Here is a 15,336-nt window from a genome sequence, read left to right on the forward strand (position 1 = left end):
GGGGGAGGCGTGCGACGGCGAAGTGCCGGGGCGTGGGCGTACGGGCCGGGGGGTACGGGCGGGGGGTGCGGAATCGGCCAACGTGGACCGCGATCCCGGTCCGCCCTCACTCAGAGGTATAGACCAATGCTACGTTGGTCGGGCAGACCGCGCAGTCCTTGACCACCCGTCAGAGGAGAAGCCATGCCCTCCCCTTCGCGGGGCGGCGGCCCGGCCGCCATGCCCAAGTACCAGCGGATCGCCGCAGCCCTGCGCGGCGATCTCGACCGCGCCGCGCGCACCCCCGGGGGCAAGCTGCCCTCCGAGCGCAGCCTCGCCGCCCGCTACCAGGTGAACCGGCAGACCATCAGGGCCGCGCTCCAGCAGCTGCGCGAGGACGGGCTCGTCGTCACCGGGCGCCGCGGCACCCGGCCCGCGCTGGAGCCGGCGCCGGCGGAAGAGGCCGCGGCCAACCCCGCGTCCGCCGACAGGCCGGCGGCCGCCCGCCCCCCGGCTCCGGGATCCGCGTGCGTGATCGCCGCGGCCTTCACGCAGAGCTGGCTGACCCTGGTGACCGTGCCGCCCTCGCTCGCGGGACTCCTCGGCATGGGCGGCGGATCCCGCACCCTGGTCCACCACCAGCGCGACCACGGCCCGGCGGGGGAGACCCTGCGGCACGCGGCCACGTACTTCAGCCCCGCGGTGACCGCCGCAGATCCCGAGCTCTCCCGCTACCGGGACCGGGCTGCCGACGTCCGCGACGAGGACCTCGAGCCGCTGCACCGCTGGCTCGACCGGGTCCAGGCGCAGGGGCGGGTCGCCGAAACCATCACCATGACCCGCACCAGCCACCCGCCGGCCGCCTCGCCGGTCTGCGGCCTGAGCGTGCGGCGCACCCTGCACGACCCCGCCGGCCGGCTGCTCGCCGTGACCGACCTGTCCTTTCCGACCTGGGACCGCCTGACCTTCCACCGGGACCGCCGCGACCACGCGGCCACCGGCTTCCGGGTCACGTAGGCCGCCACGACGCGCCGCGGCGGCTTCCGCCACCCACCGGGACGTCCTCTACGGAGGGGAAGGCCTGGTGAGGTTTCCCACAGATCAGCGGACCGGCGAGGCCCCGTCGGGAGCGGGGTCCTGGAGCGGGGCGGCGTCGGGGAGGGCCGTCGCCCCGGGCAGGGGCACTTCGTCCGTGTCCTGGAGTTTGTCCGCGTCCTGCGCACCGTCCGCGTCCTGCGCACCGTCCTTGTCGTCCAGGTCGGCGACCAGGGCCGGGGCGTCCGGGTCGGCGGCGGCGCCCGTCAGCAGGGCGAGCAGGCCTGCCACCTGGACCCCCGCCTCCGCGGGGTGGCGGAAGACGGCGCCGGTGGAGATCTCGTACCGGTTGCGCCGGCCGTCGCGGACGCGGCGCAGGTACCCGTCCGCCTCCAGGTCGGTCACGATCGTCTGGACCGTGCGCTCGGTCAGTCCGCACATCGCGGCGACATCCCTGAGCCGAATGGCCGGGTCCCGGGCGAGGGCCACCAGAACGCGGGCGTGATTCGTCAGAAATGTCCAATTTTGGCGCTGAGACGTGCTCCCCATGCACTCATGATGCGTTAAATGATTCAGGTGACGCAAGACGTGAAATGGATTTCTGGTGTTTCTTGACGTGTGAGCAGATGCGGTCCACCATCGACGGCAGTCAAGGTCCCGCGCCGCAAGCCGACCAGCCCAAGGAGCGAACCCCATGCCGGTCCCTTCCCCGTCCGCCCGTACCTCCACCCCCACCGCGATCTCCGTCCCCCGGCCCCGCCGCAGCGGCGAGGCCGCCCGCACGGCGGGCCTGCCCCGCATAGCGGAGCCCCGAGAAGTGGCCCCGGGCAACGCACGGGAACTCTCGAAGGTCTTCTTCCTGCGCCTGCGCGAGCTGACCGAGGGCACCCCGGAGTACCAGTACGTCCGCAACACGCTCATCGAGATGAACGCCTCACTGGTGCAGTACGCCGTGCGCCGCTTCCGCAACCGCGCCGACGGCGGAGACATCGAGGACATCGTCCAGGTGGGCACGATCGGTCTGATCAAGGCCATCGACCGGTTCGATCCGGCCCGGGAGAACGAGTTCTCCACGCTGGCCATGCCGTACATCACCGGCGAGATCAAGCGGCACTTCCGCGACACCTCCTGGGCCGTGCGCGTCCCGCGCCGCCTCCAGGAGCTGCGCATCGACATAGCCAAGGCGAAGGAAGAACTGACGACCACGCTCGACCGCGCGCCCACCGTCGCGGACCTCGCCGGCCACCTCGGCCTCTCGGACGAGGAGGTCATAGAGGGCCTCGTCGCGGCCAACGGCCACACCAGCGGTTCGCTGGACGCGCCGCACGCCGAGCACGGCGACGGCCCCACCGAAGGTCACACCCTCGCCGACGTGATGGGCGAGGAGGAGCCGGCCATGGAGCTGGTCGACGACATCCAGAGCCTCGCGCCGCTGCTGGAGCAGCTCACCGACCGCGAGCGCCGGATGCTGCAGATGCGCTTCGGGGAAGAGCTGACCCAGGCGCAGATCGGCGCCGCCCTCGGCATCTCCCAGATGCAGGTCTCCCGCCTGCTGACCCGGCTCCTGGCCCACCTGCGCACCTCGATGCTGGAGGACCGGAACACGGACGCCCGGCCGACGGCAGGCATGGCCTGCGCCGACCGGGTCTGATGCGCCCGCAGGACCCTTCACCCGGCGGGAGACCGCCGGGTGAAGCGGTGCCACCAGTGGTACCGGCGCGGATGCACGGCCCGGCCCAACCGCCGCCCGAGGAACAGGTACCCGAGCAGCGCGCCCGCCGTGTTGAGGATCACGTCGTCGATGTCGAAGGCCCGGCCCGTGACGAGCGCCCCCTGCACCAGCTCCACGAGGACCATCACGACCGTCGTGGACACCGCCACCCGCGCCAGTCCGCGGGCCTGCGGCACCAGCACCGGCAGCAGAACCCCGAACGGCACGCCCAGCAGCAGGTTCCCGCCGAGCTGGCGCGCCGCCTCCCGGGCCGTGCCGTGGTCCAGGTAGGCGCGGATCGACTGACCCGGGTGCACATTGCTGTACGTGAGGGCCACCGAGGCCGGTGACGGCTCCAGCGTCAGCCGGGCCAGGACCACGCTGAACGCCACCGTGCCGGCCAGGGCGGCCAGCATTGCCGCCGCCCGCACCGCCGGGTGGGCGGGCGCCTTGTACTCGGGTGCGGTCCCGTTCTGCCGGGCGGCCGCCAGCCGTTCCTTCACGGCCCGCCGCGACTCCTCCGCCCCCTGGGCCCCGTCGGGCTCCCGCGGCGCTTGCGTCTCGCGCCGCCCTTCCGTCTCGCGCGGCGCGGCCTGCGAGGGCTCCGCCACGTGCTTCATGCCTGTCGGCCGCGTCACATCCGGTGCGAGCGTTCCGGCCCCCGCGGCCCCCGCTCCGGCGGTCCGGCCCGCGCGCAGCCGGCTTCCCCAACTGGGCTTCGTCATCGCCTTGCTGAACGGTTTCATGGCCCCCGCTTACCCGAACTCCGCCGCTCAACCCCCATTGCGGCCGGATATCGGCGGCGTCCCTGACCCGCACGTGAGGTGGATCACCCCTTCGTTTGCCGGTGCGAATACCGGGCATGGTGGCCGCCGGAGCGGAACCACGTATCTCCGGCGCCGCGCGCCGGACGCGCGGCGCACGCGGGCCGATCCCGTCCCGCTCCACGGCCCGCCGGCCCGCCCGGCGCCGCCGTACCCCGTACGACCCGTGAGGTGTATGTGTCCACGCTCCAGGCCGAGCACGTCTACAAGGTGTTCGGAAGACGACCCGCCGACGCCGTGCGCGCGCTCGAAAGCGGCTCCGGCCGCGACGAGCTCCGCGCCGACGGCACGACGGCCGCGGTCATCGACGCCTCCTTCAGCGTCGAGCCCGGCCAGATCTTCGTCGTCATGGGTCTGTCGGGGTCCGGCAAGTCCACGCTGCTGCGCATGCTGAACGGACTGCTCGAGCCCACCGCGGGGCGCATCCTCTTCGACGGTCAGGACCTCACGGCGCTCAGCGCGCGCGAGCTGCGCCGCGTGCGCTCCACGAAGATCTCCATGGTCTTCCAGCACTTCGCGCTCTTTCCGCACCGCAACGTCCTGGAGAACGCCGCCTACGGGCTGGAAGTACAGGGCGTCGACCGCGCCGAGCGCGAGCGCCGCGCCGCCGAGGCCCTGGCCCTGTGCGGGCTCGAAGGCTGGGAGAAGTCCTGGCCCGACGAGCTCTCCGGCGGCATGCAGCAGCGCGTCGGCCTCGCCCGCGCCCTGGCGACCGACGCCGACCTGCTCCTGATGGACGAGTCCTTCAGTGCCCTGGACCCGCTGATCCGCCGCGACATGCAGGACCAGCTGCTGGAGCTCCAGCGACGCCTGAAGAAGACCATCGTCTTCATCACCCACGACCTCAACGAGGCCATGCGCCTCGGCGACGGCATCGCCGTCATGCGCGACGGGCGCATCGTCCAGCAGGGCACCGCGGAAGACATCCTCATCCGCCCCGCCGACGAGTACGTCGCCTCCTTCATCCAGGACGTCGACCGCTCGCGCGTGCTGACGGCCGACGCCGTCATGGACGTCCCCGACGCGGACGCCTACGCCTGCGACTGCCCCACCGTCTCCACCGACACCCCGCTCGCCGACCTGTGCGCCGTCAGCGCCCGCGTCCCGCACCCGGTGGCCGTCACCGGCGGGGACGGCGCCGTCGTGGGCTGCGTACCGCAGGACCGCCTCATCGCCTTCATCGGTGACGAACAACGGCCCCCGATGGCCTGCGCGGAGGTGGCGGCCTGATGCCCCGTCTGCACCTCGGCGCCTGGGTCGACAGCGGTGTCGACTTCCTCCAGCGCCACCTGACCTGGCTCTTCGACGCGATCAGCGCGCTCGTCACCGGCCTCTACGACGGCATCGACGCCGTCCTCTCCGCCCCCCACCCGCTGCTGTTCGCGGGCATCCTGGCCGTCGGCGCCTGGTGGCTGCGCGGACTCCTCGCGGGCCTCCTCGCCTTCGCCGGCCTCGCGCTCATCGACTCCGTCGACCTGTGGTCCGACGCCATGTCCACGCTGTCGCTGGTCCTGGTCGCCACGCTCGTCACACTGGTGATCGCGATCCCGCTCGGCATCTGGGCCTCCCGCTCCGACCGGGTGAGCGCCGTCCTGCGCCCCGTCCTGGACTTCATGCAGACCATGCCGGCCATGGTCTACCTCATCCCCGGCATCATCTTCTTCGGGGTGGGCGTCGTGCCCGGCATCATCGCGACGATCATCTTCTCGCTGCCGCCGGGCGTACGGATGACCGAGCTCGGCATCCGCCAGGTCGACTCCGACCTCGTCGAGGCCGCCGACGCCTTCGGCACCACCCCGCGCGACACCCTGGTCCGCGTCCAGCTGCCGCTGGCGCTGCCCACCATCATGGCGGGCATCAACCAGGTCATCATGCTGGGCCTGTCCATGGTCGTCATCGCCGGCATGGTCGGCGGCGGCGGACTCGGCGGAGCCGTCTACCGCGCCATCGGCAACGTCGACATCGGCCTCGGCTTCGAAGCCGGCATCTCCATCGTCATCCTCGCCATGTACCTGGACCGGATGACCGGGGCGCTCGGCCGCCACGTGTCCCCGCTCGGCCGGCGCGCCCTCGCCAAGGCCCGGTCCGCCGCGACCGGCGCCGCCAAGGTCTGGAACCACCGGCCCCAGCCCGCCTACGCCGTCTCCGGGGCCGTCGTCCTGGCCCTCGTCGCGGGCGGCCTCAACACCTTCGCCGCGGACGACGAGACCGGCCCGGCCGGCGCCGCGAACATCGGCAAGGGCCGTACCGTCTCCGTCGGCTACATCCCCTGGGACGAGGGCATCGCCTCCACCTTCCTCTGGAAGGAGCTCCTGGAGCGCCGCGGCTTCAAGGTCGACGCCCGCCAGCTGGAGGCCGGGGCGCTCTACACCGGCCTGGCCGGCGGCCAGCTCGACTTCCAGACCGACGCCTGGCTGCCCGTCACGCACGCCCAGTACTGGGAGAAGTACGGCAACAAGCTCGAGGACCTCGGTTCCTGGTACGGCCCCACCTCGCTGGAGCTGTCCGTGCCCTCGTACATGAAGGACGTGCGCTCGCTCGCCGACCTCAAGGGCAAGTCCGCGCAGTTCAAGGGCCGGATCATCGGCATCGAGCCGAGCGCCGGCGCCATGTCGATCCTGAAGGACAAGGTCCTGAAGGAGTACGGCCTCGAAGGCGAGTACCAGGTCGTCGACGGCTCGACCCCCGGCATGCTCGCCGAGCTCAAGCGGGCCTACGACAAGAAGGAGCCGGTCCTGGCCGTGCTCTGGTCCCCGCACTGGGCGTACTCCTCCTACGAGCTGACCAAGCTCGAGGACCCGAAGGGCGCCTGGGGCAAGGGCGACGGCATCCACACCCTCGCCCGTAAGGGCTTCGCCGCCGACGAGCCCGAGGTGGCCGAGTGGCTGCGCTCCTTCAAGCTCACCGAGGAGCAGCTCACCGGCCTGGAGGCGAAGATCCAGGAGATCGGCAAGGGCAAGGAGCAGGAGGCGGTCCGCGCCTGGCTGACCGACCACCCGGAGATCGACAAGCTCGCCTGAGCCGAGAGCGGCACGAGCGCCGGAACCAGGGGGGAACGACACCTGACGCCGCGCGAGCGGGAGATCCGGCACCTCCTGGCCGTGGGCCTCGACAACGCCGAGATCGCCCGGGACCTGGACATCAGCGTCTCCACGGTCAAGAACCACATCACGGGCATCTTCGGCAAGCCGGGCGTCCGCGACCGCGCCCAGGCGGTGATCGCGGCGGACGAATCCGGCCTGGTGGCGGCCGGAAACAGGTGCAGTTGATCACCAAGTGCCCGTAAGAGGACCGGAATACTCCTGGTGACCACACCTCTGACCAGCGAAAACCCTGGATGATTCGCCCGTGCGGACAAGCGCCTGTCCATGGCACAGTGCGATCAGCCCAACCGCACGACCAGGGAGCCTCCATGCGTGACACGCACTCCACGCCGCTCGCGGCCGCACCCGGGTGCCTGCCGGAGCCGGAGCCGGGCCCGTTGCCCCGCTGCCCGATGTGTGAGAGCGCGCCGGAGCGCATCTCCTGGCGCCAGCGCCCGGGCCTGCCGGTGGTGTTGGTCTTCGACCCCTGCGGTCACCGCTGGTCCTCGCCCGCCCCCCCGGTGCTCGCGGTCACCCCACCGGCCCCGGGCCCCCGGCGCGGCAGGGGCTGAGCCCGCGCGGCGGGGCCCGGACGGCGGGGCCCGGACGGGGGCGGGTCGGCCGTCCCGGAGCCCCTGGCCGGCGAGGCCGGCCGGGGCGGTGAGCCGGGGCGGTGAGCCGGGGCGGTCAGCCGGCGAGGAACGCGGCGATCCGCTCGGCGAACGCCTCCTCGCCGAGGATCTCGACGCCCGCCTCCGCGGCCTTGGCCACCTTGCCGCCCGCCTTCTCGCCCGCCACGAGCAGCGTGGTCCGCCCCGATATGCCGCTCGAGGACTTGCCGCCCGCCCGCTCGATCAGCTCGCGCACCTTGTCGCGGGTGTCGTACGCGGCCAGCGGGCCCGTCATCTTCCCCGTGACGACGACGCTCTGGCCCGCGAGCGGCCCGTCCGCCGCCCCGTCCCGGCCCTCCACACGCGGTTCCACCAGGTTGACCCCGGCCGCCGCCAGCTTGTCGATGACCGGCCCGAGCTCCGCCACCTGTGCGACGATCGCGGCGGCCTTGGACTCGCCGACCAGCTCCACCGCCGTCATCGCGGCCGCGTCGGCGGCCCGGACGGCCTCCATCGTTCCGAAGTGGCGGGCGATCCGCCGGGACATGCCCCGGCCGGTGCCGCGCACGCCGAGCGCGCAGAACACCCGTGAGAGCGGCCGGTCCTTCGCCGCCCCGATCTGCTCCACCAGCTTCGCTGCCCGCTTCTCGCTCCCCGCCGCCCGCGCGAGCCGCGCGTGGTCCAGCGCGAACAGGTCCGCGACGTCCCGTACGTCCCCGGCCTCGACGAGGGCCCGTACGTACCGCTCGCCCAGCCCGTCGATGTCGAGCTGGTCGCGCCCGGCCGCGTAGAGGATCGCGGCGATGCGTCCGCAGTCGGCGGGCTGGGCGCAGCGCCACCGCTCCTGGGACCGGTCGATCTCCCCCTGGCATCCCGGGCACTCGGCCGGCGGCTCGATCACGCGCTCCCCGCCGGTGCGCAGTTCCACCACCGGGGCCTCGACGCGCGGGATGACGTCGCCCGCCTTGTAGACGGTCACCGTGTCCCCGATCCGCAGGCCGCGGCGCTCGATGTCGGCGGGGTTGTGGAGGGTGGCGTGCCGCACCACCGAGCCGTCGATCTCCACCGGCTCCAGCACGGCGGTCGGCGCGAGCACGCCCGTACGCCCCACCGACCAGGTCACGTCCAGCAGCCGGGTCCGCCGCTCCACGGCCGGCAGCTTGTACGCCGTCGCCCAGTGCGGGTGGCGCGAACCGCTGCCGGCGGAGGCCTGTTCGGCCAGGTCGTCCAGCTTGACGACGACCCCGTCGATGCCGAAGGGCAGCCCGGCGCGGAGCGCGGCGATCCGGTCGACCTGCTCCTGGGCCCCGGCGATCGTTCCCGCCACCGTCAGCCCGGCGGGGGTGTCGGCCGCCGTGCGGACGCCCGCGGCGGCGACGTACGCCATGACGTCCGAGTGCGTGGTGCGGGGCAGTTCGGTGCCGCCGTCGAGCTCCACCGCGCCGAACGCCCAGAACGTCATCTCCACCGTGTACGAGCGGCCCCTGGCCCGCAGCGTCCCCGCCGCGCCGTTGCGCGCGTTCGAGAACGGACCGGCCCCGTGCGCGGCGCGCGTCGCGTTGGCCCGCTCGAACTGCTCGGCCGTCAGGAGCACCTCGCCGCGCACCTCGAAGGAGGCGTTCACGGCAAGCTGCCGGGGGAGGCCGACGAGCGTGCCGATGGCGTGCGACACGTCCTCGCCGCCGATGCCGTTGCCCCGGGTGACGAGCTGGACGAGGCGGCCCCCGCGGTACCGGGCGGCCAGCGAGGCCCCGTCGAGCTTGGGCTCCACCACGTACCCGCCGCCGACGGGCGCCCCCAGCCGCCGGACGAGCGAGGCCTCCCAGTCGAGGAGGTCCTGCGGGCTGAACGCGTTGGCGAGCGAGAGCATCGACGCCGTGTGCGCGACCTCCCCCGCCGCGACGGCGCCGCCGGCCACCTTGCCCGTGGGCGAGGCGGTGTCGGTGTGCTCCGGGTACCGCTCCTCGTAGGCCTGTATCAGCCCCATCAGAAGGTCGAAGGAGGCGTCGTCGAGGGCGGATTCACCGGAGCCGTAGTACGCGGCGGCCGCCCCCAGGGCGGTGGCGATCGCGCCGGCGTACTCGTCTCGGGTGGCCAGGGCTTCAGCGGTGGTCGTCGTCATGCCGTGATCATGGCTCAGGGGTCTGACAACGCCCGGCGCGACGGCGGGGCGGGGAAGTGGCCGTCCTGCGCGCGCCGGTCTCCGCGCTCTGGAAGTGCTCAAAGCTGCGTGATTCCATGGAACTTCGAGCATCTTCCTCCAAAAGGAGGTGAGGTCGCGCTATCTTGCCATGTGCATGCCAAAGCGGTGTGTCCGTGATCCGGACCGCACGAGGAGCTGCCCATGAGACTGCCACGCATCCGCAGGCGCGACGGCCGCCGAGGACTCCGGGTCCCCCCAGCCCCCCACGTCCTTCATGGCCCCCCAGTCCCCCATGGCCCCCTGAGTTCCCGGGGCCCCCATGGCGTCCCGGGCCGCCGCGCGCACGAGGCGCGGCGCGCCGGCAGCCCGCCGCGCCGCAGGCACCGCCCGCCCGCCGTACTGCTCGCCGCCCTGCTCGCCGTCACGGGCCTGGCCGCCGCCGGGCGGTCAGCCGTGCCCGCCTCCGCAGCGCCCGCCGGTGCCACCGCCACCGCGGGCGACGCCACCGGCCTCACCCGGTCCGGCAACACGTTCACGGTCACCACGTCCAGCGGTGCCAAGGCTCGCGTGGTCATCGCCCGGGCCGACATCTTCCGGCTGTGGCTCTCGCCCGACGGGGCGTTCACCGACGACCCGGCGGGCACCGACCTCGCCCCCACCACCGACTTCGGACCGGTGACCGCGGCCCACACCGACGCCGGCGCCCACTACCGGATCACCACCGGATCCCTCTCCATCCGGGTGAACAAGTCCCCCCTGCGGTTCTCCGTGTACCGGGCCGACGACACCACCCCGGTCTGGCAGGAGACCCGGCCCACCAGCTGGACCGGCGGCCGGACCACCCAGTACCTCGCCCGGGGCGCGGACGAGCAGTTCTACGGCACCGGCCTGCGGCTCGGAGCGTGGGCGCTGCGCGGCAAGACGGTCCCCGTCGCCGTCGACAACACCTGGCGCGAGAACTCCAACGCCAGCCCCGCCCCGTTCTACATGTCCACCAACGGGTACGGCGTCATGCGCAACACCTGGGCACCGGGCTCCTACGCGTTCGACGCCCCGGCCGCCCTCACCCACGACGAGAACCGCTTCGACGCCTGGTACTTCACCGGGGACTCCCCGAAGTCCGTGCTCGACGCGTACACCGACGTCTCCGGAAAGCCCTTCCTGGCGCCGCACTGGGGCTTCGAACTGGGCAACGCGGACTGTTTCAACGCCTCCAACCCGGAATACCAGGGCGATCACGACCGCCTCCGCCACCAGAGGACCCCCGACGTCGTCGGGTACGCGGCCGACGCCCGCGCCGTGGACATGCCCTCCGGCTGGTTCCTCCCCAACGACGGCTACGGCTGCGGCTACACGGCGCCCCTGAAGTCCACCGTGGACGCGTTGAAGGCCAAGGGCTTCCAGACCGGGCTGTGGACCTCCACCGGCCTCGGTTCCATCGCGGACGAGGTGGGCACCGCGGGAAGCCGGGGAGTCAAGACGGACGTCGCGTGGATCGGCAGCGGCTACAAGTACGCCTTCGACGGCGTCCGGCAGGCCGTCGAAGGCATCGAGAAGAACTCCGACGCCCGGCGCTACGTCTGGACCGTCGACGGCTGGGCCGGCACCCAGCGCAACGCCGTCGTCTGGACCGGCGACACCCGCGGCACCTGGGACGACATGCGCTGGCACGTCCCCGCCATCGCCGGCGCCGGCCTGTCCGCCCTCAACTACGCGGCGGGCGACATCGACGGCATCTTCGGCGGCAGCCCCCAGACGTACACCCGCGACCTCCAGTGGAAGGCCTTCACCCCCGCCTTCATGACGATGTCCGGGTGGGGCGCGACCGGCCCGTCCGCCGGCTACCAGGACAAGCAGCCGTGGCGGTTCGCCGAGCCCTACCTGTCCATCAACCGCACGTACCTCCAGCTCAAGATGCGGCTGATGCCGTACCTGTACACGATGAGCCGCGTCGCGCACGAGACCGGCGTGCCCAGCACCCGGGCCATGGTCCTGGAGTATCCCGACGACCCCGTGGCCCGGGGCGACGCCACCAGCGGCCAGTTCATGGCCGGCGACTCCCTCCTCGTCGCGCCCGTCGTCTCCGACACGGCCGTCCGGGACGGCATCTACCTCCCCGCCGGCACCTGGACGGACTACTGGACGGGGAAGACGTACGCGGGTCCGGGCTGGCTGAACGGCTATCGCGCGCCCCTGGACACGCTGCCGCTGTTCGCCAAGGGCGGTGCGATCGTGCCGATGTGGCCGCAGATGAACTACACGGGGGAGAAGCCCGTCTCCACCCTCACCTACGACATCCACCCGCGCGGCGCGTCCGCCTTCAGCCTGTACGAGGACGACGGCCGCACCCGGGCCCACGAGAACGGCGCCTACGCCCGCCAGCAGGTAAACGTGACCGCCCCGGCGTCGGGTTCCGGCACGGTCACCGTCTCCGTGGGCGCTCCGACGGGCGACTACGCCGGCAAACCGGCTGCCCGCGGCTACGAGTTCACCCTCCACGTGGCCTCCGCGCCGGGCGCCGTCACGGCGGACGGCGCCTCCCTGCCGCGCCTGGACTCCAGAGCGGCCTACGACGCCGCCGCCACCGGGTGGTTCTTCGACGCCGCCGACCGCTCCGGAGTCCTGCGGGTCAAGACCGGCGCGAAGGCGGGCGCCTTCGGCATCGCGGCCACCGGTACGAGCGTTCCGCCGGCCGAGGCCCTGCCCTCCTCCGCCCCCATCGCCCAGGCGGGCTGGTCCCTGGTCTCCGCCGACAGCCAGGAGGGCGCCGCCGAGAACGGCGCGGCCCGCAACGCCTTCGACGGGAACCCGGCCACGCAGTGGCACACCGCCTGGTCCACGGGCACCCCGGCCGCGCTCCCGCACGAGGTCCTGATCGACCTCGGGGCCCGGTACGCCGTCGACGGCCTCGGCTACCTGCCCCGCCAGGACGGCGGGGTCAACGGCCGGATCGGCGCGTACGAGGTCCACGTCTCCGACACCACCGCCGACTGGGGCCCACCCGTCGCCACCGGTGCCTTCGCCGACACCGCGACCGCCAAGAACACCGCGCTGCCCGCCACGGCCGGCCGTTACCTCCGCCTCAGAGCCCTGACGGAGGCGGGTGGCCGCGGCCCCTGGACCAGCGCCGCCGAGATCACCCTCACCGGCCGACCGGCCCCTCTCCCGGCCGCAGCCACCCTCGTCAACGGCGCCTCCACCACGTGCCTGGACCTGCCGGGCAGCGCCACCACACCCGGCACCGCACCCACCCTCTACACCTGCCACGGCGGCCCCAACCAGCGCTGGACCCTGCGGCCGGATGGCCGTCTCACCGGGCTCGGGGGCGTCTGCCTGGACGCGGCCACCCCCTCCCGCACCACCGTCCGCACCTGCGACGGCAGCGCCGGCCAGGCCTGGCAGGCGGGCTCCCAGGGCACCCTGCGCAACGCCGGGCAGTGCCTCGCTCCGGCCGGTTCCGCCACCGGGAACGGCACCACCCTGGGACGCGCCGCCTGCGACGGCACCCCGGCCCAGCGCTGGACGTTCACCCCCTGACCGCGCCCGGGGCCCGGCCCGGCACCCGGGCGGGGCCCCGCCGTGCGCCCGCGGGTCCGGGCCGCCGGTGCGGCAGGATACGGGGGTGGACATGACGGAACTGGCACGGCGGGCAGGCGCGCTGGTGGACCGGGCCGGTCCGGGCGGCCGGAGCATCCTCGGGATCGCCGGGCCGCCGGGGGCCGGCAAGTCGACCGTGGCTGCGAAACTCGCCGAGGCCCTGGGGCCGGACGGCGCCGTGGTGGTGCCGATGGACGGCTTCCACCTGGCCGGGGCGGAGCTGGTCCGGCTCGGCCGGGTTGACCGCAAGGGCGCTCCGGACACCTTCGACGCGGCCGGGTACACCGCCCTCCTGCGCCGCCTGCGCGAACCGGGCGGGCACCCGGTCTACGCCCCCGCCTTCGACCGGTCGCTCGACGAGCCGATCGCCGCAAGCATCGCGGTCCCGGCCCACGTGCCCCTGGTGATCACGGAGGGCAACTACCTGCTGCACGACGCGGGGGAGTGGGCCCGGGTGCGGCCCCTGCTCGACGAGGCCTGGTACCTCGCCCCCGACGACGGGCTGCGGATCGGACGCCTGGTCGACCGGCACGTCCGCCACGGCAAGGACCCCGCGCACGCGCGTGCGTGGGTGGTCCGCTCGGACGAGGCCAACGCCCGGCTCATCGCACCGGGCCGGGGCCGGGCGGACCTGGTCCTCGACACCGGCTGACGCCGGACCGCCCCACCGCGGGCCGACTGCCCGACTGCCCGGCGACCGGCGCCCGACGCCCGACGACCACCGGGCCCACCGGCCGCGTCGCGGCGGAGGGCCACCCGGGGCTGCCGCCGGGTCGTTCCCGGGGGATCAGCCGGCCTCGCCGTACGCGGCCTCCCGCAGTGCGCGCAGGAGGAGCTGGAAGTCGGCGTCGCCGACCGCGTGGATGCTCTGCCGGAGGCCCGGCGGGACCACCGCGGGGTGCGCAGCAGCACCCGCGTCACAGCGGCGACCACCCGGTAGCCCGGCGCCCTTCCCTCCGATATTGACTCAGATTGTGACTGTCTTGACAGTGCTCACTGTCAAATCTAGAGTGCGGTCATGCTCTGCGTGAGCTCGCGTTGAGCTGCGTTCGTCTGGGTCACCGAGAGGGGCAAGCGTGTCTTCCGAATATGGGCGTTTGATCTGGCGCAATGGCACCTTCATGCCGTGGGAAGAGGCGACGGTGCACATCAGTTCCGTCGGGCACGCCTCGGTCTCCGCCGCTTTCGAAGGCGTGCACTCCTACTGGAGCCCCGCGCGCGGGACGCTGCACGGATTCCGGCTCCGTGACCACATGCAGCGGCTGCTGGACTCGCTCCGGTTGAGCTGGATGGAGCCCGGTTTCGACGCGGACGCGCTCGTCGCGGCCACCGTCGAGCTGCTCTCCTCGTGGGAGACCAGCGGCAAGGACCTCTACGTGCGCCCGTGGGGCTTCGCCGGAGGGACGCACAAGGAGCAGATGGTGCCGCGCGGCACGCCGGCCGAGATCGCCATCGAGACCTGGGAGTTCGAGAGCAAGCTCGGGCAGGGACGCACCTGCACGCTCGCCGTCAGCTCCTGGCCCCGCTTCAACCCGGGCGCCTCCCCTGCGTCGATGAAGGTGTTCTCGAACTATCACAACGGCAGGCTGGGCAACATCGACGCCCGGGCCCGTGGCGCCGACTGGCCGGTCTTCCTCAACGGCGCGGGGAACGTCACCGAGTCGTCCGGATCGTGCATAGCCCTGGTCAAGCGCGGCCGGCTGATCACCCCCGACCTGGCCAGCGGCGTCCTGGACAGCATCACCCGCAACACCCTCTTCCAGCTCGCCGAGGAGGAGCTCGGCCTGTCCGTCGAGGTCCGGCCCGTGGAGCGGACGGAGTTGTACCTGGCCGACGAGATCTTCCTGATGGGGACCGCGGCCGAGGTGCTGCCCGCCGTGGAGGTCGACGGGTTCCCCCTCGGTGACGGCAAGACCGCGGGGGAGATCACGCGGGCGCTGGAGTCCTGCTACCACGACACGGTCCGCGCCGTCACCGGCCGGCACGACGAGTGGCTCACGCCGGTCCCGGCGGCGCCGGCACGCTGAAGCGCGGTTCGGCCGTACGGATACGAGCGGCGTAGAGCGCCGGATCGAGGCCCAGCACCCGGAAGGTGGCCAGCCGTACGAGCAGGACCGGATGCGCCCCGCGGCGGTAGAGGGCGGCGACGTCGCCCCGTAGCAGCTCGTCCCGCTCCGCCGCGGTCAGCGGGCGGTGGACGAGCTCCCGCCGCGGGTCCGCGCGCATCCGTTCCAGGGTTTCCGGATCGTGTGCGATGTCGTAGCAGAGACGGTCGATCGCATGGACGCCCATCGGCGTGTCCTTTCGCTCTCTTCTTGATCTTCTTGCCGTGTCGCCCCACGCGGCGTGTCCA

The 15,336-nt window shown here is 73.1% G+C and carries 12 protein-coding genes; 8 read left to right on the forward strand and 4 right to left on the reverse strand.

Going from position 1 to position 15,336, the window contains the following annotated elements; genetic code table 11:
* Window positions 1-183 precede the first annotated feature (183 nt).
* On the forward strand, window positions 184-996 hold the full coding sequence (locus OTB16_RS08405; RefSeq protein WP_267719336.1) for a winged helix-turn-helix domain-containing protein: 813 nt from the start codon (window positions 184-186) through the stop codon (window positions 994-996).
* Between the two features lie 84 nt (window positions 997-1,080).
* On the opposite strand, the gene OTB16_RS39475 is transcribed toward OTB16_RS08405, so the two are convergent.
* Complete coding sequence (locus tag OTB16_RS39475) at window positions 1,081-1,815, reverse strand: winged helix-turn-helix domain-containing protein (RefSeq protein WP_420717647.1); 735 nt, start codon at window positions 1,813-1,815, stop codon at window positions 1,081-1,083.
* On the opposite strand from OTB16_RS39475, the gene OTB16_RS08415 reads away from it, so the two are divergent.
* A complete protein-coding gene (locus OTB16_RS08415; protein ID WP_267719337.1) occupies window positions 1,709-2,665 on the forward strand; it encodes a SigB/SigF/SigG family RNA polymerase sigma factor in 957 nt (318 codons plus the stop codon). The genes OTB16_RS39475 and OTB16_RS08415 overlap by 107 nt on opposite strands.
* Before the next feature lie 17 nt (window positions 2,666-2,682).
* On the opposite strand, the gene OTB16_RS08420 is transcribed toward OTB16_RS08415, so the two are convergent.
* Window positions 2,683-3,471: a VanZ family protein gene (locus OTB16_RS08420; RefSeq protein ID WP_324290784.1), complete on the reverse strand. Its 789-nt coding sequence runs from the start codon at window positions 3,469-3,471 to the stop codon at window positions 2,683-2,685.
* A 255-nt stretch (window positions 3,472-3,726) separates the two neighbouring features.
* On the opposite strand from OTB16_RS08420, the gene OTB16_RS08425 reads away from it, so the two are divergent.
* The 3 genes from OTB16_RS08425 to OTB16_RS08435 all read left to right on the forward strand — a co-directional run bounded on the left by OTB16_RS08425 (window position 3,727) and on the right by OTB16_RS08435 (window position 6,818).
* Window positions 3,727-4,779: a quaternary amine ABC transporter ATP-binding protein gene (locus OTB16_RS08425; RefSeq protein ID WP_267719338.1), complete on the forward strand. Its 1,053-nt coding sequence runs from the start codon at window positions 3,727-3,729 to the stop codon at window positions 4,777-4,779.
* Entirely contained in the window at window positions 4,779-6,569 is a 1,791-nt protein-coding gene (locus tag OTB16_RS08430) for an ABC transporter permease/substrate binding protein (RefSeq protein ID WP_267719339.1), read from the forward strand. Before OTB16_RS08425 ends, OTB16_RS08430 begins: the two co-directional genes overlap by 1 nt.
* A gap of 81 nt (window positions 6,570-6,650) precedes the next feature.
* Window positions 6,651-6,818 (forward strand): response regulator transcription factor, encoded by a 168-nt coding sequence (locus OTB16_RS08435; protein ID WP_420717648.1) that lies wholly within the window; start codon window positions 6,651-6,653, stop codon window positions 6,816-6,818.
* A 501-nt stretch (window positions 6,819-7,319) separates the two neighbouring features.
* On the opposite strand, the gene ligA is transcribed toward OTB16_RS08435, so the two are convergent.
* Window positions 7,320-9,365 (reverse strand): NAD-dependent DNA ligase LigA, encoded by a 2,046-nt coding sequence (ligA, locus tag OTB16_RS08440; protein WP_267719340.1) that lies wholly within the window; start codon window positions 9,363-9,365, stop codon window positions 7,320-7,322.
* Between the two features lie 474 nt (window positions 9,366-9,839).
* Here ligA and OTB16_RS08445 point away from each other — a divergent pair, with 474 nt between their 5' ends.
* From OTB16_RS08445 to OTB16_RS08455, 3 genes are all read left to right on the forward strand, one after another.
* Entirely contained in the window at window positions 9,840-12,923 is a 3,084-nt protein-coding gene (locus OTB16_RS08445) for a TIM-barrel domain-containing protein (protein WP_267719341.1), read from the forward strand.
* A 91-nt stretch (window positions 12,924-13,014) separates the two neighbouring features.
* Window positions 13,015-13,635, forward strand: a complete 621-nt coding sequence (locus OTB16_RS08450; RefSeq protein ID WP_420717649.1) for a nucleoside/nucleotide kinase family protein — start codon at window positions 13,015-13,017, stop codon at window positions 13,633-13,635.
* 445 nt (window positions 13,636-14,080) lie between these two features.
* Window positions 14,081-15,010: an aminotransferase class IV gene (locus tag OTB16_RS08455; RefSeq protein WP_267719343.1), complete on the forward strand. Its 930-nt coding sequence runs from the start codon at window positions 14,081-14,083 to the stop codon at window positions 15,008-15,010.
* Here OTB16_RS08455 and OTB16_RS08460 read toward each other — a convergent pair.
* On the reverse strand, window positions 14,979-15,275 hold the full coding sequence (locus OTB16_RS08460) for a hypothetical protein (protein ID WP_267719344.1): 297 nt from the start codon (window positions 15,273-15,275) through the stop codon (window positions 14,979-14,981). The genes OTB16_RS08455 and OTB16_RS08460 overlap by 32 nt on opposite strands.
* Window positions 15,276-15,336 lie beyond the last annotated feature (61 nt).

The sequence above is a fragment of the Streptomyces antarcticus genome (genome assembly GCF_026627255.1).
GTDB lineage: Bacteria > Actinomycetota > Actinomycetes > Streptomycetales > Streptomycetaceae > Streptomyces > Streptomyces antarcticus.

What these genes read in the sequence shown, in the direction of transcription:
- OTB16_RS08450 (WP_420717649.1), top strand. Translation starts at nt 13,015, where the DNA reads ATGACGGAACTGGCACGGCGGGCAGGCGCGCTGGTGGACCGGGCCGGT.
- OTB16_RS39475 (WP_420717647.1), bottom strand. Translation starts at nt 1,815, where the DNA reads ATGCGGGGCAGGCCCGCCGTGCGGGCGGCCTCGCCGCTGCGGCGGGGC.
- OTB16_RS08420 (WP_324290784.1), bottom strand. Translation starts at nt 3,471, where the DNA reads ATGAAACCGTTCAGCAAGGCGATGACGAAGCCCAGTTGGGGAAGCCGG.
- OTB16_RS08405 (WP_267719336.1), top strand. Translation starts at nt 184, where the DNA reads ATGCCCTCCCCTTCGCGGGGCGGCGGCCCGGCCGCCATGCCCAAGTAC.
- OTB16_RS08460 (WP_267719344.1), bottom strand. Translation starts at nt 15,275, where the DNA reads ATGGGCGTCCATGCGATCGACCGTCTCTGCTACGACATCGCACACGAT.
- OTB16_RS08415 (WP_267719337.1), top strand. Translation starts at nt 1,709, where the DNA reads ATGCCGGTCCCTTCCCCGTCCGCCCGTACCTCCACCCCCACCGCGATC.
- OTB16_RS08430 (WP_267719339.1), top strand. Translation starts at nt 4,779, where the DNA reads ATGCCCCGTCTGCACCTCGGCGCCTGGGTCGACAGCGGTGTCGACTTC.
- ligA (WP_267719340.1), bottom strand. Translation starts at nt 9,365, where the DNA reads ATGACGACGACCACCGCTGAAGCCCTGGCCACCCGAGACGAGTACGCC.